At 35.6% G+C, this 22,309-nt stretch carries 15 protein-coding genes and 1 riboswitch; of the genes, 6 read left to right on the top strand and 9 right to left on the bottom strand.

Going from position 1 to position 22,309, the window contains the following annotated elements; all coding sequences use genetic code 11:
• Nucleotides 1-180 precede the first annotated feature (180 nt).
• The 6 genes from KKG99_05630 to KKG99_05605 form a co-directional block, all read right to left on the bottom strand.
• Nucleotides 181-699, bottom strand: a complete 519-nt coding sequence (locus tag KKG99_05630; GenBank protein MBU1012466.1) for a GNAT family N-acetyltransferase — start codon at nt 697-699, stop codon at nt 181-183.
• A 263-nt stretch (nt 700-962) separates the two neighbouring features.
• The gene (locus KKG99_05625; GenBank protein ID MBU1012465.1) at nt 963-2,144 is read right to left on the bottom strand and encodes an efflux RND transporter periplasmic adaptor subunit; all 1,182 of its coding nucleotides are present in this window, start codon (nt 2,142-2,144) and stop codon (nt 963-965) included.
• A 25-nt stretch (nt 2,145-2,169) separates the two neighbouring features.
• Nucleotides 2,170-5,328: a CusA/CzcA family heavy metal efflux RND transporter gene (locus tag KKG99_05620; protein ID MBU1012464.1), complete on the bottom strand. Its 3,159-nt coding sequence runs from the start codon at nt 5,326-5,328 to the stop codon at nt 2,170-2,172.
• A gap of 194 nt (nt 5,329-5,522) precedes the next feature.
• The gene (locus KKG99_05615; GenBank protein ID MBU1012463.1) at nt 5,523-5,897 is read right to left on the bottom strand and encodes a hypothetical protein; all 375 of its coding nucleotides are present in this window, start codon (nt 5,895-5,897) and stop codon (nt 5,523-5,525) included.
• A gap of 130 nt (nt 5,898-6,027) precedes the next feature.
• Nucleotides 6,028-6,504 (bottom strand): hypothetical protein, encoded by a 477-nt coding sequence (locus tag KKG99_05610; protein MBU1012462.1) that lies wholly within the window; start codon nt 6,502-6,504, stop codon nt 6,028-6,030.
• The gene (locus KKG99_05605) at nt 6,497-7,681 is read right to left on the bottom strand and encodes a hypothetical protein (protein MBU1012461.1); all 1,185 of its coding nucleotides are present in this window, start codon (nt 7,679-7,681) and stop codon (nt 6,497-6,499) included. The genes KKG99_05610 and KKG99_05605 overlap by 8 nt, the downstream gene beginning before the upstream one ends.
• Nucleotides 7,671-7,806, bottom strand: a riboswitch (molybdenum cofactor riboswitch). Its footprint overlaps the gene before it by 11 nt.
• Nucleotides 7,807-7,946: 140 nt before the next feature.
• On the opposite strand from KKG99_05605, the gene KKG99_05600 reads away from it, so the two are divergent.
• The gene (locus KKG99_05600; protein MBU1012460.1) at nt 7,947-10,574 is read left to right on the top strand and encodes a formylglycine-generating enzyme family protein; all 2,628 of its coding nucleotides are present in this window, start codon (nt 7,947-7,949) and stop codon (nt 10,572-10,574) included.
• Between the two features lie 466 nt (nt 10,575-11,040).
• Here KKG99_05600 and KKG99_05595 read toward each other — a convergent pair whose 3' ends face one another.
• A complete protein-coding gene (locus KKG99_05595; GenBank protein ID MBU1012459.1) occupies nt 11,041-11,697 on the bottom strand; it encodes a hypothetical protein in 657 nt (218 codons plus the stop codon).
• 40 nt (nt 11,698-11,737) lie between these two features.
• Nucleotides 11,738-11,926 carry a hypothetical protein gene (locus tag KKG99_05590; protein MBU1012458.1) on the bottom strand — a complete coding sequence of 63 codons (189 nt, stop codon included), beginning with the start codon at nt 11,924-11,926 and terminating at the stop codon, nt 11,738-11,740.
• 453 nt (nt 11,927-12,379) lie between these two features.
• Between KKG99_05590 and radC the strand changes: the two genes are divergently transcribed.
• Genes radC through KKG99_05570 form a run of 4 tightly spaced genes read left to right on the top strand, consistent with a single transcriptional unit; the run spans nt 12,380 to nt 19,201 of the window.
• Nucleotides 12,380-13,048: a DNA repair protein RadC gene (radC, locus tag KKG99_05585; GenBank protein MBU1012457.1), complete on the top strand. Its 669-nt coding sequence runs from the start codon at nt 12,380-12,382 to the stop codon at nt 13,046-13,048.
• Between the two features lie 2 nt (nt 13,049-13,050).
• Nucleotides 13,051-15,093 carry a site-specific DNA-methyltransferase gene (locus KKG99_05580; protein ID MBU1012456.1) on the top strand — a complete coding sequence of 681 codons (2,043 nt, stop codon included), beginning with the start codon at nt 13,051-13,053 and terminating at the stop codon, nt 15,091-15,093.
• Entirely contained in the window at nt 15,093-17,678 is a 2,586-nt protein-coding gene (locus tag KKG99_05575; protein MBU1012455.1) for a DEAD/DEAH box helicase family protein, read from the top strand. Before KKG99_05580 ends, KKG99_05575 begins: the two co-directional genes overlap by 1 nt.
• Before the next feature lie 14 nt (nt 17,679-17,692).
• A complete protein-coding gene (locus KKG99_05570) occupies nt 17,693-19,201 on the top strand; it encodes a hypothetical protein (GenBank protein ID MBU1012454.1) in 1,509 nt (502 codons plus the stop codon).
• Nucleotides 19,202-19,649: 448 nt separating this feature from the next.
• Here KKG99_05570 and KKG99_05565 read toward each other — a convergent pair whose 3' ends face one another.
• Nucleotides 19,650-20,993 (bottom strand): alpha-L-fucosidase, encoded by a 1,344-nt coding sequence (locus KKG99_05565; GenBank protein MBU1012453.1) that lies wholly within the window; start codon nt 20,991-20,993, stop codon nt 19,650-19,652.
• A 194-nt stretch (nt 20,994-21,187) separates the two neighbouring features.
• Here KKG99_05565 and KKG99_05560 point away from each other — a divergent pair, with 194 nt between their 5' ends.
• Nucleotides 21,188-22,159, top strand: coding sequence for a hypothetical protein (locus KKG99_05560; GenBank protein ID MBU1012452.1), 972 nt, complete (start codon nt 21,188-21,190; stop codon nt 22,157-22,159).
• Nucleotides 22,160-22,309 lie beyond the last annotated feature (150 nt).

Here is a 22,309-nt window from a genome sequence, read left to right as displayed (position 1 = left end):
TAGGGATAAGAGCCCGACGTTGAAGTTGAAGTTTATCTGATTTTTGATATGCACTCATCTGTGTAATATCGCAATTAATGGTGTGGTGCAGGAGTACGAAGCGAATTCCTATCAGCTTGCCTGCCATAAGCACCATGACAGTGGCTACAACACTTGAATAATTAATGTGTCGGCAAAATTTTATAACGTATGTTGTGCGAAGGATTTATTTTCATTTTCTAATATCGAGTATATTCTTTGAGACCTGTATCCATACTCTGTTTTAATATTTTCACGTAATGTACCTTCTTTTATAAATCCTTCTGATTCATATAACTTTATAGCTATATCATTATCATCATAAACATCAAGCCATAATCTATGAAATCCGAGTTTGTCAAAGCATAATTTCTTTAGTAATCTTATCGCTTCTCTACCGAATCCTAATCCCTTTTCATTTATTGTAAGTCGCCTAAATTCAATAACTTTGTTTTGATTAAATAGTCCGAAAATTATCATGTGTCCTATTAATTTTTCAGTATCCAAGCGCTTTATCGATAAATGTAAGCAATCATTGTCATTAAGTAATGCTATATGCTTATCTTTTGGATATTGATTTACAAATTGTTTATTTGAATTTTCAAATTCAATAATACTATCGATTTCCGTTGATACTGTATTTGTAAGTCTGATTTTATTTCCGATTAAATTAATGTCCATCCACTATCTATTTGATTATCAATCCCTTTAATTATCTTCCATTCAAATTAATCTTAATTCAATAATTGTGGGGGAGCGAAAATCTTTAATCAACTAATTTCATCCTGAGCGGAAAGATTTTCAAAGAATAAATTTAGGAAAATATTTCGAATGTAGAATGTAAAATATATAATGTAGAATGTAGGTTTTGCCACATTAGCAATAAGTACCAAGTAATACTTTAAAAGTCCACCAATTTACCTATTTCCCAACCTGCCAATTCACTAATTAAGCTGCAAATTATAAAGTCCTTTAATTAAAATTTGAGGGGCTTCTTCTTTTAATTCAATTTGTGTAAATCCGTTTTGGGTGATCCCTGTTTTAACGATGATCTGTTTGAAATAGTAGTTTTCGGCATCTTCCTTTTCTTTAACTAAAATATAAAAATCGTCTCCCGATTTTAGGAGTGCATCGTTGGGTAAGGCCATAGCTTCAAACTGATTGCTGACCACTTCTACCATCATGAACATTCCATTTACAAAAGGTTCGGCATCGCCTTTGGCTATTTTTGCAATGCATTCAATGGTTTTAGTTTCAGGATCGATGGACCTGCCTGTTTGGCTCAAGGTGGCCGTAAAAATTTTATCACTTAAATGAGGGCTGTAAAACCGAAGGGTTTGGCCTTTGTTCAGCTTTAAAATATCTTTTTCGTAAATATATAATTGCAAATGAAGTTTGTTGATGTCCACAATTTCCATCAGGGTATTTTGCGGGTCGATCGACTGACCCAGAGTGCAGTTTTGCTTTGAAATATAACCACTGATGGGTGCATGAATATTGAAGGTAGAAGTGATCTCGCCTGCTTCAAGTTTATCGGAATACAAATTTAATAATTCTAATCGTGATTTTAGTCCGCTATATTTGGCCAATGCACTGTGGTATGCACTTTCGATGGTGACAAACTCTTTTTGCGAGGCAATGTTTTCCCTGATTAAAATGGTCATTCGATCATAATCTGCTTTTAGGCTTTTTAAACTGGCGCTAAGTTCCTTAAATTCCTGCTGAATTATAATTACTTCATTGCTTTCGATGCTGCATAAAAGCTGCCCTTTATTTACATAATCGCCCACCATCAGTTTTAGCGATTTCACAATTCCCGGGATAAAGGTATTTACTTCGGCCATCCCATCAGAAGATGCTACTATGCGCCCATTTGTTTTTACAATTTCTTCAAATAAATGGGATTGAACTTCGCCCATTTGCATTTGTTCTCCCTTGTATTGCTCTTTTGTGACAATTATCAAATGATGAGTTATTTCCGATTCTTGCACTACTTCAGGTGCAGTGCCACATCCCATCATTGCAATCGTTATGATTAACAAAGTCGGGATTTGAAAATGTATGATCCTTTTTAATTTGTTGAAAGAAGTTGGGAACAAGCTGCAATTTTTAATATTGTTTTCCATGAGAATCAGGATATTTAAAAATTTTTTAATGAGATCGTTTAAATTTGAAGGGCTTGAGTTGAATGCCTGTTACATCTATAAATATGGCATAAAGCAAAGGCAACGCAATCATGGTGAGTAGGGTAGAGGTTACCAGTCCCCCGATTACTACCGTTGCGAGGGGTCGTTGAACTTCGGCTCCTGATGAAGTGGAGATCGCCATGGGTAGAAATCCTAATGCAGCAGCTGCTGCAGTGAGTAATACCGGACGCAAACGTTCACGGGTTCCTTTGAGGATGAGTTCGCGCATATCTTTCATCCCTTGTTTTTTCAATTCTTTCAGGTGTTCAATCAATACAATTCCATTCAGAACTGCCACCCCAAACAATGCGATGAACCCGATTCCTGCAGAAACACTAAAAGGCATGTCGCGAAGCCATAAAAAGAAAACCCCGCCAACAACCGATAAGGGTACCGCGGTAAAAATCATGGTGGCTTCTTTGATCGATTTGAAAGCAAAGTGAAGGAAAATGAATATAAGAAGCAGCGAGATCGGAACAGCAAGCATCAGGCGTTTTGTAGCATTTTGAAGGTTTTCAAACTGCCCTCCGTAAGCAATATAATACCCGGGTTCGAGCCTGACATTTTTATCAATTCGGGCCTGGATATCTTCAGTAACCGATTGAAGGTCGCGGTTCCGCACATTCACGCTTACCACAACCCGGCGATGCGTATTGTCGCGCGAAATTTTAGCGGGGCCTGTGGTATATTCTATTTGAGCCAATTCGTTCAAGGGTATTTGATTTCCGTTTGCTAAACTCACGTTCAATTGGTCAATATCACCGATATCGGTTCTGAAATCCTTTTGAAGACGTATTACAACATCAAACTTTTTTTCACCTTCAAAAATACTCCCTGCCATTTCTCCACCGAAAGCCATGGTCAGATATTTATTCAAATCTTCAACTGTCAATCCATAATAGGCTATTTTATCGCGATTGTATTTAATGCTCATTTGCGGAAGCCCTGCTGTTTTTTCCAGAATGATATCTGCTGCGCCGGGAATATCGGCAATCATATCCTTTATTCGCTGAGCCTGATCGTTTAAATAATCAAGATCTTCGCCAAATATTTTGATGGCAATATCGGCCCTAACGCCAGTAATCAGCTCGTTAAAACGCATTTCGATTGGCTGGGTAAATTCATAATCGATACCGGGAATTATGGATAAAGCCTCTTTGAATTTTTCTGCCAGTTCTTCTTTGCTTTTTGCTTTAACCCATTCATTTTTGGGATTAAGTTTGATGATCATGTCAATTTCTTCCATCGACATGGGATCGGTGGGCACTTCAGCAGCACCGATCCTACAAACGATTTGATCCACTTCGGTAAAGTTATCGATCAGAATATTTTCCATACGGGTCGTAAGCTCGATTGTTTTCGAGAGTGAGGTTCCCGTTTTTAATACGGGTTGAATTACAAAATCACCTTCATCCAACGTTGGTACGAATTCGCCACCCATGCGTGAAAATAAAATTCCGGTAAAAATTAAGGAGGCAACTGCCATTCCAAGTACAATTCTTTTATGCTTATACGACCATTTAATCACAGGGCAGTACGACCGATAGGCAGTGTTCATGATCCAATCTGAAAGATTCTTCTTTTTTTCCTTAACCGGTTTTAAAAATAAAGATGAAATTACAGGCAACCAGGTCAAACCAAAAAGCATCGCACCGAGTATGGCAAAACTGAACGATAGTGCCATGGGACGAAACATCTTGCCTTCGACACCGCTCAGTGATAAAATCGGAATCAGAACAATAAGGATGATGATTTGACCGAACACAGCCGAACTCATCATTTTCGAGGCACCGTCAAAGGTGATTTTATCAATCAAAAGAACGCGTTCTTCTTTTTCAGAATGATCATATTTATCCTTATTCACGGTTATCTTAATGGCTATAAATTCGACAATAATTACGGCACCGTCGATGATAATTCCGAAGTCGAGGGCTCCCAAACTCATTAAGTTGGCGTCGATTCCGAAAATATACATCAGTGATAGCGTGAATAGCAGGGAAAGTGGAATCATGGAAGCAATGACCAAGGCTGAACGGATGTTTCCTAACAATACAATGACAATGATCATGACGATCAAACAACCTAAGATTAAATTTTCGGCAATGGTGAATGAGGTTTTTGCGATGAGTTCGCTGCGCTCCAAAATCGGGTTGATGAAAATGCCTTCAGGCAAGGATTGCTGAACTTCTGCCACACGCTTTTTTACTTCGTTTATTACAAGTTTAGAGTTGGCATTTTTGAGCATCATAATCTGTCCCAATACCTTTTCGCCTTCTCCATTGGCAGTAATGGCACCAAAACGATTGGCGTGTCCTTCATGCACTACCGCTACATCTCTGATAAGTACCGGAATATTCCCATTGTTTTTTATCACGACAGAACCTATATCTTCCATCGATTTCATCATCCCGTCACCTCTAATAAAATAACTTTGGTTTTGTTTTTCGATGTAGGCGCCACCGGCAACATTGTTGTTTTTATTTAGGGCTTCAAATACTTCGATCAGGGTAATATTAAAGGAACGTAAACGCTCGGGATTTATGGCAACTTCGTATTGTTTAAGGAATCCACCCCAGGTATTTACTTCAACCACTCCCGGAATTCCTGAAAGCTGTCGTTTAACAATCCAATCCTGTATGGTACGCAATTGCATTGGGGTATAGCGATCTTCATAACCGGGTTTTAAATCAAGGATGTATTGATAAATTTCGCCTAAACCTGTAGTGATTGGTCCCATTTCAGGTACCCCGAATCCTTCAGGGATATTGGCAGAGGCGGTTTTGATTTTTTCGGCAATTAATTGTCGGGGCAAATAGGTTCCCATCTTATCTTCAAAAACGATGGTTACCACCGAAAGTCCGAATTTAGAAATGGAACGGATCTCTATTACGCCCGGGAGGTTGGCCATTTCCAGCTCGACAGGATAGGTGATAAACTGCTCAATATCCTGCGTTGATAAGTTCCCTGAAGTTGTGATTACCTGAACCTGATTATTGGTGATGTCGGGCACAGCACCTACCGGTATCTGTGTGACTGAAAAAATACCAAAAGCCGCTATGGTCAATGTAAAGAGGATAACGATAAACTTATTCTTGATGCTGAAGTTGATGAGTTGGATTAGCATAATCAGGTTTTTGAAGGTGTTCAAATCTTTTTAGTCGTTCATGTGAAACACGAATCAGTTTATAAATTTACAAAATATCTTCAATAGTTACATATCTATAAAGCTAGATTTAAAATATAAACCTCTTCTAAATAAACGATGTAATTAATAAATTGAAAAATAAGATATTAGTGTAGTAAAAAATTACGAATACTTCATCTGAGTATCCATTTTATGGCAGCCTTTTGACCGCTAAATGGCTGTATTCTGATATTTGTGAATGTCCTCATGGCAGTCATCGGTAGAATTGTTTTTCCAGGTGTATTTACAATAATTGCCAACTTTATATTTTGCAGTTCAGGACTTTTTCGCAAGTAATTATATATTTCTTTGAGTTCAGAAATTTTTACATTCATCTTTGCGTTAGTCGTATCGGTGATAATACCAACACATTGTTTGCTGATTTTTTTTTGAGATATTAAGAATTGAAAGGATTCAATTATGATTAGAATCGTTATTTCTCCAGTTAACTCCCGGAAAATGACATCCTTACCGTCATGAGTTTCATAATTGTACTTTATTTCAAACATTTAAGATCAGTATGATATGAATACTATATCAAATATAATAACTAATTTGATATAGGTGATTGTATTGCTTTTAATTATAGAGTTTATATGAAACTGAAAATGAGAACAAAAAATGAGATCTTTTGTGTTTCTAAATACGAATTATTACAAAATTCTTTAGCTCAAAAAAAGAAATCACACGTTGTATTAAAGAAGTTCTTACTGTTATGACAATTTCTTTATCCGTATTTAATAATAATTTAAATTGCCCGGCCCATCCTTCATTGTTTAGTTCCAATGGGCCTATTTCATCAATCACAACTCCTTTGCAATCAGAGTTAAGTGCCTTTTTTAAAATATTTTCGCCAAAAGCAATTCCCTCAGGGTTTATGTAAAATTTTCCCTGTTTTGGTGCATTTGAAATAGGTTCCGAATTCATAAAGAGCATTTCGTCATTTGTTGAGATATTTATTAAACTAAAAGAATTTCTGACGCCATTTTTAAATGTGCCAAGGGCAACAAAGCCTTCGTAATTATTTCCGTCTGCTTTATTTATTTTTAGGAAATTGACCAGATAGGTAGTTTTTCCACTTTGTTTCTGGCCACTAATTATTGTTATTTTATTCATTTGGCGGATCTTTAAAAATACTTAACAAGTGATCAGCGTGAAGTAAAATTTCTCCGATGGTTTTAAACGGTTTTTTAAACATGTTTTGAGGTTTTGAAACATTGTCTAAAATAGAAGGTAAGGCGGAAAATGCCAATCCGAGCGAATTGTATAATTGTGAAAGGCCTCGCTTGTGCAATAAGGTTTTAACGAGTGGATTTCTCAATTCTACACTAATTGCCGAGAAACCTAAAATCACAATTATTGCACGCAACGACATATTTGTACCCATCAACAATCCTGCGAAATTTGAACTAATGTTAGGCTCTGAACCTGAATGAAAGAATATGGATAAGATGATAAGTATTAAGAGTTGCATCCACAAAAATGGCCTTTTAAATTGACGAAACGAATTCTTATACCTCAATGCATGAAAACCAATATAAATCAGGGTGGCGACAAAACCGAATATTAAACTGTAGTTATTGAGGATAAATAATGCGGATACAATGTAAACCAGATTAATAGTTAAAATCCATAATGAATATTTTTGGTATTCTTTTAAATTGTAAAAGAGGTCAGGATTTTCAGAAGTGGAACTAATCTTGATTTTGGAATATGTTTTTTCTGATTTTGCTTTTTTACCAATAAAAAATCCGGTAATTGCTGCGAAAATTCCTAAAATCAAATAGCCAGCTATCAGGATAATCAAAGCATCCATTGGATTGATGCTTTCAACCCTGATTTGTTTCATTGCATAACGATAAAGGTTAGCAAGTATCTTGACCGAGTCCCAGCCATAAATGAGCAATAATGTAAAAATTTTATGAGCCAATGCACTTAATACCGCAATAGATCCGGCAATTATGTATCCCAGTAAATTTCGCCCAAAAATAAAAATGAACAATTCCAGTACGATGGCTTCTAGGAAAATCCCGGTCATTGGACCCAGAATTACGGCACTCGGCGAAATAGATTTCATAATGGCGCAGATAAGTCCGGCACGCCAGATAATTCCTGTTTCGCTCCATAATTGTTGGCTCGCGACGATAAATATTACCGAAAAAATAGCAAGTAATGTGCCTGCAAAGGGTAATTGCAGGTTATGAAAAAAACTACCTAATATTATTTCTACCGAAGCCCATAAGCTACCTATTACAGATGCTTTCAGCCAAAGATCTTCAGCTTTTGATTTCATCGTTTCACCTTTCCAATTCGTCCTGCTCCGCAGGATTCGGGAGGCATAAACATTTTTGTTCATACCCTTCGATCAGAATTCATATTTAAAAATTTAGAATGTCTGATTCGGAGTTTCGTTACAAATTTATAATATTATTAATCCACGAACATCATTATTTTGACTATTCAATAATTCTTCATTTGGATGTTGATTGAATATATAATTTTTTTATTTAAATTAGCCTACTCCATTAATAACCAAGAATTAAAAGTATGGACTGGTCATGAAAAAACAAATTATTTATTTTATAATTAGTTCACTGTTTTTGATTGTTTCCTGCCAGAAATTTTCCGATGAAAAGGATATTGAAAAGAACAAAGTGTTATTCGGACAAACCAGCTCTACTAACGTTAGCTACCAAAGTGCTCAAATAACTACAACCATAACTGAAATTAGTGATTTAATAATTATTGAACATGGCCATTGTTGGAGTGTGGATCAAAACCCAACCATTAATGATTTTAAAACTTCAAAAGGAGCTCTTCATCAGGCAGGTACTTTTACCAGTTTACTAAGCAATTTAAATTCGAATACAATTTATTATATTCGGGCATATATAACTACTGCAACTTTAACAATATACAGTGCTCAGGACTCGATTAGGACTTCTACAACCGGCCCTCCAATCGTACTTACGAATGATGTGTCAAATATTACTATTACCAGTGCAAGAAGTGGGGGAGTAGTAACTCAGGATGGTGGTTCACCAATTCTTAATAGGGGAGTTGTGTGGAGCCAAAGTCAAAATCCATCGCTTGAAAGTAAACTCGGTCAAACGTCCAATGGAAGTGGAACTGGTAGCTTTGTCAGTGAAATTACAAACCTTGTTCAGGGTAGAACCTATTATGTCAGAGCCTATGCAACTAATGCAATTGGGAACAGTTATGGAATTGTTAAACAGTTTTCAACAGTGCCAATTACTTCCGCGGTGGTAATAACAGGAATCATTTCTAATGTTACCGTAAATTCTGCACAAATTACATCCGAGGTAACTGGTGAAGGAAATGGTCATGTTACTTCCAGAGGAGTGTGCTGGAATATCACAGGTAATCCTACAATGGGAACTAGTTTGGGACACACCGACAATGGTACCGGTACAGGTAGCTTTGTGAGCATCATTGCAGGACTGTTTGATGGTACAAAATATTATATAACTGCTTATGCCATCAATCAGGCCGGAACCAGTTATGGTGAAATAAAACAGTTTACTACTATTGCAATTACACCTCCTGAGGTAAATACAACCAATATTACAGAGATCACCATAAACTCAGCGAAAATCGGTGGAAATGTTATTGGAACAGGAAATGGCACTGTTACGGCAAGAGGCATTTGTTGGGGTACCTCTGAAGCTCCTTCCCTGCAAAACAATATGGGCTATACAACGAATGGAAGCGGCTTGGGTGAGTTTACAGCTGCTGTAAGTGGTCTGACTCAGGGAACGGTTTATTATGCCAGAGCCTATGCGACGAATGAAAAGGGAACGACTTACGGCATGGTTAAGTCCTTCAGTACCTTAGCCCTTAATAAACCAACAGTAACTACAACTATTGCGACGAATGTGAGTGATGTTTCAGCGAAAGCTGGTGGAAATGTTATTAGTAACGGTAATGCAACGGTTACAATAAGAGGAGTTTGTTGGAGTTTGACGAATAACCCAACCTTAGAAAATAATTTGGGTTTTACATCGGATGGTACCGGCATGGGTTCTTTTATCAGTATGCTTGATGGCTTATCAGAAAAAACAAAATATTATTATTGTGCATATGCTACGAATAGTGTGGGAACCGGATATGGCGAAGTGAAATCTTTTGAAACCATTGAAATATTTCTTCCAACCCTGACAACTTCCGAAGTAGAACATATTACATCCAATACTGCATCTTCTGGCGGTGTGATTTTAAATACCGGAAATGGAACTTTTGCTGCAGTTGGAGTATGTTGGAGTTTAAATGTGAATCCCAGTTTAGAAAATAATTTAGGTTATACTGCTGATGAAATTGTGTCAAACAGCTTCAGTTCCGACATGAACGATTTAGATCCTCAAACAGTTTATTATGTAGTTGCTTATGCTACAAATCAAAAGGGGACAGCTTATGGAGAGGTTCTGCAGTTTGTTTCGGGTATATTTATGGAAATGGTTCAGGTAAGTGGCGGTACAATGCAGATGGGCAGCACTTTAGGGTTGGATGATCAAAAACCGATTCACACGGTAAGCGTAGGTAGTTTCCAAATGAGTAAATATGAAACAACCAATAGTAATTATTGTGATTTTTTAAACAATATTGGATGTAATAGTAATGGCAGTTTTAATGGAACGGAATATATCCAGATGGTTGATCCTGAATGTGAAATTGTGTATGTGGATGGCAAATTTATTCCTAAAAGCAGGAAAGCAGATTATCCCGTGGTACAAGTAACCTGGTATGGGGCCAATGCATTTGCAATATGGGCCGGTGGCCGTTTGCCCACAGAAGCCGAATGGGAATTTGCGGCCAGAGGAGGAAACAATACCACTTCCAAAACCTTTAGCGGAAGTAATATTATTGGTGATGTTGCCTGGTATAATGGAAACAGCAATGTAACCCATCCCATTGGTAAAAAGGCTCCTAATGAACTGGGTATTTATGATATGAGTGGTAATGTGAAGGAATGGTGCAGTGACTGGTATTATTTCTATTACTATGCCGATAGTCCTCAAAACAATCCTCAGGGTCCGGCTAGCGGATCCAATCGGGTAATTCGCGGTGGTTCTTTTTTTGTAAATTCTGATTACAGTCGTGTTTATCACCGACATAGAGGTTACCTTAATGAATCAAGTAGCGATTTGGGGTTTAGAATTATTAAGTAATTATTGGATAATAATTCAGATCATATCCGCATCGATGCCTCTGAAATACCATATAATAAAATAAAACATTGATATTTTAGCATACAGCATCCAGAAATTTAAAAATATTAATCCGCATCTGTCATATTATGAAACTGAAATTATAATGTGGTAATGAAATTTGTAATTTAATTGCCAAAATTCAGTTTGATAAACCTAATCTCATGATATTCATTCAAAAAGAAAGCTGTTCCGAAATTTCGGAACCGCTTATCTTTTACTGAATTTTATGTTGCTTATTGGGGCTCGAACTGACTTGAAATTGTCACATCGAGCTGGTAAATGCAGTTCTCGACGAGCTCGAACTGACCTGAAATTGTCACATCGAGCTGGTAAATGCAGTTCTCGACGAGCTCGAACTGACCTGAAATTGTCACATCGAGCGCAGTTGAGATGTAGTCGAAGGGTGTCGAAATGAATGTGGTCTTTATTCCGATCGCTCTAAAATTCCCAGTTTCTCAAGGTATTGTGGGGTTTCTGCAAGGGCAACGCGTGCAATAACAATAAAATCGCTTACCCAGGCATCCAGTTCGTCCATCTTTTTATCACGGTTAAGCGTTGCTTGTTGAGCCTGCCCTTTTTCTTTTTCCTGATTCAACTTGGCAGTTTTTAGATTGGTTATTTGCTGCTGTTCGGCTAATAGCTTTTCATTGGTATAACCATAAGCACTCATACGGGTTTTAAACGATTCACTGGCTATTAAATTTGCATAAAAGCTTTCACTTTGTTGTAACCAGCCCGATAAACTATCTTTACGTTTGTTGTTCAGCAAAAGTGCTGCCTGAGCCGAAGCATCATCCACAAAAGCAACGCGAGCTATTTTCAGCGAATTTATATAGGCATTTTCAGCCGTTTTCCACAGTGCATTTAATACGTTGGTAGCTTCAAACTGATCTCCATATTCTTTAATCTGTGTTTTTACCAGTACGTCGCATACTTCCCACATGGTTTTTCCAATAGTTAATTTTTCGGCAGTATAACCAAAAGCACTTAATTTGGATTGGATGTCACGATCGCTTCTGGCATTATCAATACAAATGCTGTATTTTAATAATTTGTCGGCTATGTTTTGATTTGTTTGCATAATAAAATGGTTTTAATGAATAAATAATTGATTTTTTTAATTAGTAAGTGATTTTTTTAACCGCCGCGCTAAATAAAATGATAAACCTGCAAGGGTGAATGACTTTTTCATGGTGGTGAATGATTTTCTCATGGTGGTGCATCATTTTTTCACGGTGGTGAATGATTTTCTCATGGTGGTGCATGATTTTTTCATGGTGGTGCATCATTTTCTCATGGTGGTGCATCATTTTTTTGTGGGGGCGAATTGTTTTTGGGTAAGCGCGAACCGTTTGGGCTTATAATGCGATCATATTTTTTAAATGGTGCTTGTTGCTTGATGCGCATAAGTCATTATTTTTAAGTTTAAAACTTAGGCCAAACAGCAGTTTATTGCGTTGACATGCAGTAAGGCTGAGTTAATGGCCTGTATTGTTCATTGATACCCAAAAATTAAATTTGTCGCACCTTACCCTAAAAAAAAATGAATGCGGCCCCTGATTTTTAGATTTTTTGTTTGACTATTATTTCCGATATTTACCTTTTAATACGCTCTGAGAAGGTGAGAGGGTAGCGTTTAAAGTAAATATTCTATTCTTCAGAAAAGCCGACACACAAACCAAAGCTTTCTCAATGAGTGCAATTTCATTACACACAAATGGAGAACAATATCTATATTCGTATTTTAAATTCTAAATTTTAGAGTGAAAAAACTTTCCGACATACCAAATATTGACAAACCCCGTGAAAAAATTGCTGCACGAGGTATTCAAGCATTGACAAGCCATGAATTGTTAATGGTATTACTCGGTAGCGGAACTATTGGCAGAGATGTTTCAACGCTTGCAAAAGACATCTTGAAAGTAATTGAAACCGAAAAGGAAAATATTACCTTAGAAAAACTAACTAAAATTCAAGGTATTGGCAAAGCAAAGGCAGGGCAGATACTTTCTGCATTTGAATTGGCGAAACGCTATTTAATAAAGGAGGAAAAGAAAATTCAAAATACTGATGATGTTCTAGCGTTGGTAAAAGATATTAGGGATAAAAAACAAGAATATTTTCTAACAATTACACTAACCGGAGCTTCGGCTTTAATTGAAAAACGCGAGGTTTTCAAAGGCACTGTAAATTTTAGTATTGTACACCCACGAGAAATATTTGTAGATGCAATTTCTGACAGAGCAGCCGGGATTATTTTTATTCACAATCACCCTGCAGACGATGCAAAGCCATCGGTTGAAGATATTAAATTGACGAATCAACTTTGTGAAGCAGCAAGAATTCTTGGCATACAAGTTATTGACCATATTATAGTGACCAGAAATCACCATTTTAGTTTTCAGACAGAAGGACTTTTATATAAAAAATAAATATGAAATTATCACAGCAAGATATAAGCGATTTAATTGAAAGATTGCAAAAGGGTGAAACCATTCCGGAGGATTATAAATACAAGCTTTTCCCTGTTAAGCAAAAGGAATATGAATTAGTTTATGGCGGTAAAATGCGTAGAGAAGATATTCTTGCCAATGAGGATGGTGTGTTTCCTGTACCATTACAAATTGAAAAAATATACAACGGTAAAAGAGAGCGATGGAAAGATGGTTGGAGAAATATTATTGCTTTTGGAGATAACTTACAATTTCTTAAAACGATTTATGAAAATAAAGACCCTTTAATTAAAGATAAAGTTAAAGGCAAGGTTAAACTAATTTATATTGACCCTCCATTTGGGACTGATAGTGATTTTTCAAAAAATAAACAAATTGTTTATACAGATAAATCAAAAGGTGCTGATTTCATTGAGTTTCTAAGACGAAGATTGATTGTTGCGAAATCAATATTGTCATTGGATGCTACGATTTATGTTCATTTAGATGCAAAAAAAGGTCATTACGTTAAGACTATTTTGGATGAAATATTTCCTGAGTATTTATTCAGTGAAATTATTTGGGTATGTGGTCTTATGGGTGCTGGCAAATTTTATCCCAAGGCACATGAAACGATTTTTTGTTATAAATCACCTGAAGCTTATTTTAAACCACCTTCACGCCTTGGGTATTCTGATTACATAAAAAAAAGTTTAGCAAAAGATAAAGATGGTTGGTATTATACTCGTAGGCAAGAAAGTAGTGGTGGTAAAGGATTTCTCAAAACATACATATGCAATAATCCAAATTTGACTAAGGAGGAGGCATTAGAAAATGCTAAAGAAAACAGGCCGCAACCTGCATGGAGTACTTGGATTGGAAAAGATGAAATAGCTAAAGCTTTCAACGATTATGGCGTTGGAACTTATTCCTTCACATCTGTTGAAGGAACTGGTTATCCAACACAAAAACCGGAAAAATTACTTAAAAGAATAATTGAAGCCTCAACTAAAGAAGGAGATATCATTCTTGATTTTTTTGGGGGTTCCGGAACAACTGCCGCTGTTGCTGAAAAAACAAATCGTAAATGGATTGTATGTGACATTGGAAAGCTGTCTTTTTACACAATTCAAAAACGACTATTAAATATAAAACAAAATAAAGCTTTAGACCTTAAAAAGGAGTATGGAAAAGATGCAAAAAGCTTTATTACTGTAAATACTGGTCATTATGACCTTGCAAAAATATTCGATTTAAAACAAAAGGAATATTCTGATTTCGTAATGAATCTTTTTGAAGTAGAACCAAAGAAAAAAACAATTAGTGGAATTCAAATTGATGGTGAGAAAAAAGACGGTTACAATGTTATCGTTTGGCAATACTGGAAATTTAAGGACAGTTCTGTAGATGAAGAATTTTTGCATAATCTGCACAGTCATTTAGGAAATAAAGCAGGGAAGAGAGTTTATATCATTGCTCCTGCCAGTTATGTAGATTTTATAAGCGATTATTATGAAATAGATAAAGTACGTTACTATTTTCTGAAAGTACCTTACCACATAATTCGCGAATTACACAAGGTTCAGTTCAAAAAATTCAGGCAACCACAAAGTAAAAGCAATGTGAACGACTTAGAAGATGCTATTGGCTTCCATTTCATCAGGCAACCTGAAGTGAAAAGCGAACTAAGAGAAAAATCTGGCGAGTACCAAATAACTATAAGCAAGTTTCTTTCTGATTTCAGCGAAGAAGAAACCAACAGAGATATGGCAAATTTTGAAAGCTTAGCAATGATTTTGATAGACAATGATTTTGATGGAGAAACCTTTGATATGGATACGTACTATTTTGCTCAAGATCTATTGCCTAAAAAGAAAAAAAAGACAGCCGAAGAAGAATCTGTTGAAAATATTAAAGAAGGTTTAAAGCACATGAGTCAGATACAATTACCCGCAATTCCCAAAAAAGAGTGTGGGAAAAGGTTGATGCTTATTTATGTTGACATTTACGGAAATGAATTTAAAGAAGAATTTAAGTTGGAATAATGGTACAAGAAATAAAAACATACAAGACTGCCGATCTTGTTTTACAAGTTTCGAATAACTTCAATCCTGCAGCACTCAATATTGCAGAATGGGACAGATTTTTGGACATTTTATGCAGCAATCGTCAATATCAGAAAGAAGCAATTATTAAATCAATAATTTTTATGGCTTCGGGGTTATACAATTCAATTAATGATTTAATACGTGAGAATTGGTTAAACCCTAAAATGGTTGAACTCAAAACACGCTACAATAGCATTGATGAATATGAAAGTAAGTTGCAAATGAATCGAAAAATGTCTGCAACTATTGATTTGGCAACTGGCACAGGTAAAAGCTACGTGATTTATGGTATTGCTCAAATAATGCTTGGATTAGGCATTGTTGACAGAGTTCTTGTTCTTTGTCCATCCCTTACTATCGAAGATGGCTTGATGGAAAAATTCCGAAAACTTTCCGAAGACTCTGCCTTACTAAAATCAATTCCTGAAAACAGTAAAATCAAAAATCCATCAATTAAAACAGCCGATATCACAATCAAGGAAGGTGATATTTGCATTGAAAACATTCATGCAGTGTATGAAAGAACAGGTTCTTCTATTAAAGATAGTTTTATAGGGAATGGCGCACGCACATTAGTTTTAAACGATGAAGCACATCATATTTTTAATCCTGTTGATGGTCGTGATAATGAAAGCAAGAGTATAAAAAAATGGAAAGAATTTTTACTTAGTGATGAATACAATTTTAAATATTCAATTGGATTTTCTGGTACAACCTATATCCAGGATGAGTATTTTAATGATGTTATCTATCGGTATTCTTTACGACAAGCCGTTGATGATAAAATGATAAAAATGGTTGACTATGTAAGCAAAAATGAGGAGGCAGACGATGATATTAAATTTCAGGAAATATACGATAACCATCAACAAAATAAAAATACATATAGAAAAGTTAAACCATTAACGATTCTGGTTACAAAAGACATATTAAAGGCAAAACAATTGCGTTCTTGGTTAATTGAAAAACTCTGTGAAAAAGAATCTATACCTGTCGAGACTTGCGAAGACAAAGTTCTAATTGTTACTTCTGCAAATGAGCATAAAGCAAATGCCAGAAAACTAAAAGAGGTAGACAATAAAGAAAATGAAGTTGAGTGGATTGTTTCTGTCTCAATGCTTACAGAAGGTTGGGATGTTAAAAATGTTTTTCAGATTGTTCCGATGGAAGACCGTGCTTTTAATTCAAAGTTGCTGATAGCACAGGTCTTAGGAAGAGGATTAAGAATACCAGCCGAATATCAAACTCCACAACCTAAAGTTAGGGTATTTAATCACGATGCATGGTCCAGAAGCATTAAGGGTTTAGTTGATGAAATACTAGAAATTGAGATGAAACTTATATCTTCTTCGATAAAAGAAGGAGATAGAGCTAAATTCCATTTTGATATGCATCAAATAAATTACGAAAAAGAGGCAATCGAAAAAGAATCAAACAAAGAACATAAAGAATTTGATTACACAAAAGGTTTTATTGAATTACAATCACAAGTTGAAGAAACAGAAAAAGATACCGAATATACTGATTTGTCTGGTGGTATTAGTTCAAAGAACACTCTAATTCTTTACAATACATATACGATTGAGTGGATTGTAAACAAAATTCATGATGAATTGAAATTAAGAGAATGGGAAGGGAAAATCTTAAAATTGCCTACGGGTAATTATTCAAAAGAAAAACTTCCACCTAAAGATGAAATACGACATATCATTCGAAATTCAACGGATAGGGTAGGTATCAAAGGAGATCGCCTTATTGAAAAAAATATGCAGAAAATTCTGAGCAGTTTTAATACTCTGCTCCGTAAGTCAGGCAAAACAACGGTGTATGAAAGGAAGGCTAAGGAGCCATTTATTATATCAACTAAAACCATTGAGAAAGAAAGTATTGCAGTTGGCAATTTAAGGCACAATTCTACTGTATTTTATTCTTCCAATTACTCAACAGAGCTTGAAGTTGAAAACAGAGAAATTTTAAACGCTGTAATTGAAGATGAAAGTTTCCCGAAAAGTTCATCAAAAGAAATTAACTCATTCATTATTAAAACCCCTTTAGATATAGTTTTTACAAAAGGAGAACCCGAAAGAAAGTTCATTGAACATTTATGCAAAAATGAAAATGCTCAAATTATCGATTCATGGATTAAATCTCGTGATATGGCATTTTATTCAATAGAGTATTCAATAACCAGCGTTGGTGGCAAACATTCGAAAATACAAAGCTTTAACCCCGATTTTTTTATAAAATTAAAACACAAAAATCAGTCTCATTTTATTGTTGTTGAAATAAAAGCTGACAATGATGCAAGTGATGAAAATAAAGCCAAGAATAAATACGCCAAACTTCATTTTGAAAATTTGAATAAAGAAATAAAAGCCAAGAAAATTAAAGAGTCATATCATTATCATTTTCTAAGTCCAAGTTCGTATGTTGTATTTTTTGATCATTTACGAAATGGGAAACTCTTGGAGGATAAGTTCACGAGTGAATTAGAATTGATGCTTTTAGCGGAAGATGAATAATTACAAACCAAATTATGGCAAAAGAAAGAGTCATAGAAGATAAAAGGAAAGAGCCTCGCTTTTATATGCAGGAAGCGATCAGAGTGATGAAAGATTCAAAAGACGAGATCAACAAAGACACTCCAAGTCCCAGAGTAGGCGCTGTACTAGTATTTCCTGATGGTACTTATGAAACAGCCTGTAGAGGTGAGTTTCGTGAAGGCGATCATGCAGAATATACTCTAATAGATAAAAAATTTCGGGCAAAAGATCTTTCAGATTGTTGGTTATTTGCCACATTGGAACCTTGTGGTCCCAAAGCAAGAAAATTTCCAAAACTTTGTTGTGCTGAAAGAATTGGTAACGCCCGTATAAAGAAAGTGTGGTATGGTGTTCAGGAATTGAATTCAAAAGCAAGAGGTGGTAAAAAACTGTTAGAGGTTGAATTTAAAGCAAAAGTTTTGCCTTTTGATAAGGACCTTCATCGAGAAATACTTGATTTTAATAAAAATTTTAATGATTGGGTTGAACAAGAAAGTTGGAAAGAAGAAAATGCAAAAGCAATTGTAACAGGGCCATTACAAAAGCCAGTGAAAAATGCCAACATTGAATCTTTATCACAAGAAGCACTTGAATTATACATATCCAAAACAAAGAAGAAATATAGTTTTAATTCAGACGATCTTAGGAAAGATTTAATTAGCAAAGATCTATTGGTGGTAGATGAAAAAACTAATGAAATCATACCAACTGGTGATTGCATATTGTTATTTGGAAGTAATCCGAGAGATAAATATCCACAAGCTTCGGTTAAGGTCAAAGTTGATTACGGAGGAGGAGAGGAACCAGATACAGTAAGTTTCGATGATGCATTAATCCTTGTTCCTGACAAAGTAAAAGAATGGGCAAAGAAGGTTATTCCTGAAAGCATTAATCGATCTGACTTTACAAGAGAAAAGGCATCACATTTCCCTCCTGATGTTATTCGTGAAGTAATTATTAATGCAATAATTCATCGCGATTATTCAATTAGAAGCGCCAAAGTTGAGCTTTATATAACCCCTGAGAAAATTGAGGTTAGAAGTCCAGGCAAACCCATTTCACCAAATACTCTCAAAGATCTACAAAACTTCACAGCTATTTCTCAAACTCGTAACCCTGAACTAGCTTACATTTTTAATATTATGAGGTATATGGAGGAAACAGGAGTGGGAATGGATACATATAGAACTATGAGAGAAAAATATAACCTTCCATTGCCTGTCATCACCTATACAGAGCCATATCTTATTGTTACTTTTCCTAGATCACTTTCTACAACTAGGGGTATGGATGAAAAGTTAAAGAATCTAACAGACAAGGAACTTAAAGGCTATGAATTCATTAGAATTACAGGGGAAGTTAGTACGAGAGAATTTTCATCTCATTTTAATATTGGATATAAAACCGCTCAACGTTATTTGGCAAAAATGAAAGAACTTGGTCTTATAAGTGATAATGGTGCAGATACTAATTCTCCTAATTATAAGTATGTTATTGTATAAACTATTGTACTTGGACAACTACTTGGACATAATGTCCAAGTAGATACTTTTGGTGGTGTATTAGTTAATGAACTTGGACAAGGACTTAGTCATATTGTCCATGCTAATGTTTTTAGTAGTGTTTTAGGCAATGAACTTGGACAAGTAGCTATTAATAGTATCAAATTTAATTGCAAGCATCCCGATAATTATCGGGACCAAAGCCCCACACTTGTCCTGAACTTGTCGAAGGAAGCCAACGCTGAAATCAAAACTTTGTCAAAGAGCTTGCCTACCCTATTGCACGGCAGACACAAACAGTGTAGCAAATTGATAGGAAAAATGATGGAAGGCGAAAGAACATCAGGTGGTAACAAAGGCAATTGAAGAAATTAGCTGAATGTTTTAAAAACTTAGTAGTCAAAAAATAACAGGGGCAGTCGTTTTTTTTATTTAACAACAATATCTTTTAATTACTTTCAATTGCCGAGGGATATTCCTCATACAATTTAATTTTTCCATCCAGAATTACTGCCAGAACGGTATAATATTCATCCAAAACATCCTCCGGAACATTGATGTAAGCGATGCCCGGATAAGCGCTCCAATAAACTTTACTAAATATTTTGTGATCTAAAACGGTTCCGTTCCCGACCACATAAATCCGGTTTATTTTATTTATGATTCCTTTTAGGGCAATTTGTCCTTCGTTTGGTTTGTCCCTTACATACAAGTATAAAACAGTACTGTCTTTCGACAATGCAGTGGGGCCGTAAAAATATTCATGCGGAATTCCACCTTCAGTTTGATAAATTGCTTCCTGATGTTTGCCGGTCCATTTTCCGAGCTCTTTTAAAATATTTTCCTGTTCCGCAGGAATACTTCCATCTGCTCTTGGACCAATGTTTAATAAAAGATTTCCTCCTTTGCTGATACAATCCACAAAAATATCGATGATTTGCTGTGAAGATTTGTAGTTTTTGTCATTTGGGTAATGGCCCCAGTTATCGTTCATGGTAAGGCATAGTTCCCAATATTTTGCTTTTGGCCGAAGTACCGGGGGGCCATTTTCAGGAGTTTCATAATCACCGTTTCCACATAGGCGGGAATTTAAAATAACATCCCGTGAACCCTCGAATAGGATGGAGCGGGTTTTGTTTATTCCCCATTCTTCGGCATTGTGTTCCCAGTCGCCATCGAACCACCATAGATCAGGATTGTAAGCACTTTTTAACTCTTTTAATTGGCTTTGATAAAAATTCAGAAAACGTTCCCAACGTTTTGGATCATCCGCAATTTTATACCTGTTTTCCTTTTTAGTATGAATGTCGTAATCAGCATGCGACCAATCGGGCAGCGAATAATACAGGCCAACTTTTAAGTTTTCCTTTTTTAAAGCTTTGATAAACGGAGATAAAACATCTTTTCGGGCGGCGGAATTTTTTACAGCATTCAACTCCCCGAATTTTGAATTCCAGAGGGCAAAGCCATCATGGTGTTTGGTGGTGATGACCGAATATTTCGCCCCACTATCTTTGATCAGCTTTGCCCAGTATTCCGGATCATAATTTTTTGCCGTGAAACCGCAGGTTTGCTTCATATAATCTTCGTAGGAAATATATCCGTTGTAAAACGACCAGGACTCGCTTATCCCATTTACTGCATAAATCCCCCAATGAATAAATATACCCAACCTGGCATCTTTAAACCATTCCATTTTATTGGATTGCAAATTGGAAACCGGGGCTATTGAATCCTGAGCTTGCAATAGGGTAGGGCAGAATAACAAACAAATGAATAATTTCTGAAACATGCTGATTATTTTTAGTACTCAAATTTATAGTAAATATATTGCAATAAATCTACTATTGAATTAGAATTTTAACGAACTAACTTGTATTACATAAAATTCTAGCATTTGAGGATTTTTTCTAATAAATATTATAATGTATATTTGATGTAGTTTAAATATTGCCAATGAAATGATTTGTAATATCTCAAGCAATTATGACGTATGAAATAAGAGAGTTAGGTCCAGTAAGATTAGAGCTCTCATCAATGCTCAAATCTCAAATATCATTTTCGGACTTTTGTCAACCTGCAGGAACAATTGATTTTAAAGCACACAATGGATTTTTAAAATCAAATTTGAAGCTTTTTTCGTTTACCTATCATAAGTTTGTTTTTGAAGCAAAAATTCGTGATGGTATGATTTTTATTATGCGTAATGGGCATTATCAACATAGTGAAGAATATTTGGGTGATGGCTCATGTCAGGTAGCGCTTCAGTGGGATATAGATTCAATTGGTTGTGGTATTGTGTCTCCTGATGCACTTAATAACATGAACACCCATATGAGAGCAGTTAGAACTCCAATCACTATTCTACCTTCCGAAATAGTAAATATTCTCCGCACGGAAAATCTACTCAACAACTCTCGGTATGAGAATATGGATATTTTCTTTGGTACAGTGATTGATTCAATTCATTGTTGTAATCTGGATATTCGACGTCATGGTACGGAAAGATTATTATGGAAAAAATCGAGTAGCAATCAGGTGAAACCTGTTGACGAACCTGATATTTCAAGATTTGTTGCTTCTTTTCTTAGTGTATATGGGGTGATGAAAAATTTTGATGTTACTTGTGAGTCCATAGCAGGCTTGGGAAGTATGGATTTTTATATAGTTGCTCCAGTTGGTGATAAAATAGGAAGAATAGCAATTGAAGCTAAAAAGGCAGAATCAGATGATTTAATAAATGGTTTCACAAAACAGCTGCCAAATTATATGCAACGAATTGGCACTAGTTACGGCATATATCTTATTTATTGGCTTAAATCGCCAGATTACCCATACCCAAAAAAATATAATAAATATGTTTATTTAGAAATTGAAGAGTTACATCCAATTTCAAGACCAGAAACCATTCGAACTCTAGGATTAGATCTTTCCAAGGAAGCTAATCCAAGTAGCTAAAAATTGAATATCGAAGTGTCTTACTAATCCTTATGAAACGTCATGCTATTTTCACTATTTATATTATAAGTAAGCGCCTCAGACCCAAACTTTTTAGATTAAGCTAAAAACTCATGGATCTCAATTGAGCCATACTTCATTCTGAGTCCT

It is taken from the genome of Bacteroidota bacterium (assembly GCA_018816945.1).
In the GTDB taxonomy this organism is placed as follows: Bacteria; Bacteroidota; Bacteroidia; order Bacteroidales.
Note: the sequence above shows the minus strand (reverse complement) of the source record. Positions and strands in the feature narration are given on the sequence as shown.

Excerpts from the sequence above, each read along its gene's own strand:
- KKG99_05620 (MBU1012464.1), bottom strand. The coding sequence starts at position 5,328 with ATGCTAATCCAACTCATCAACTTCAGCATCAAGAATAAGTTTATCGTT.
- KKG99_05595 (MBU1012459.1), bottom strand. The coding sequence starts at position 11,697 with ATGCAAACAAATCAAAACATAGCCGACAAATTATTAAAATACAGCATT.
- KKG99_05565 (MBU1012453.1), bottom strand. The coding sequence starts at position 20,993 with ATGTTTCAGAAATTATTCATTTGTTTGTTATTCTGCCCTACCCTATTG.
- KKG99_05625 (MBU1012465.1), bottom strand. The coding sequence starts at position 2,144 with ATGGAAAACAATATTAAAAATTGCAGCTTGTTCCCAACTTCTTTCAAC.
- KKG99_05575 (MBU1012455.1), top strand. The coding sequence starts at position 15,093 with ATGGTACAAGAAATAAAAACATACAAGACTGCCGATCTTGTTTTACAA.
- KKG99_05605 (MBU1012461.1), bottom strand. The coding sequence starts at position 7,681 with ATGAAATCAAAAGCTGAAGATCTTTGGCTGAAAGCATCTGTAATAGGT.
- KKG99_05600 (MBU1012460.1), top strand. The coding sequence starts at position 7,947 with ATGAAAAAACAAATTATTTATTTTATAATTAGTTCACTGTTTTTGATT.
- KKG99_05590 (MBU1012458.1), bottom strand. The coding sequence starts at position 11,926 with ATGATGCACCACCATGAGAAAATGATGCACCACCATGAAAAAATCATG.
- KKG99_05610 (MBU1012462.1), bottom strand. The coding sequence starts at position 6,504 with ATGAATAAAATAACAATAATTAGTGGCCAGAAACAAAGTGGAAAAACT.
- KKG99_05560 (MBU1012452.1), top strand. The coding sequence starts at position 21,188 with ATGACGTATGAAATAAGAGAGTTAGGTCCAGTAAGATTAGAGCTCTCA.
- KKG99_05570 (MBU1012454.1), top strand. The coding sequence starts at position 17,693 with ATGGCAAAAGAAAGAGTCATAGAAGATAAAAGGAAAGAGCCTCGCTTT.
- KKG99_05630 (MBU1012466.1), bottom strand. The coding sequence starts at position 699 with ATGGACATTAATTTAATCGGAAATAAAATCAGACTTACAAATACAGTA.
- KKG99_05580 (MBU1012456.1), top strand. The coding sequence starts at position 13,051 with ATGAAATTATCACAGCAAGATATAAGCGATTTAATTGAAAGATTGCAA.
- KKG99_05615 (MBU1012463.1), bottom strand. The coding sequence starts at position 5,897 with ATGTTTGAAATAAAGTACAATTATGAAACTCATGACGGTAAGGATGTC.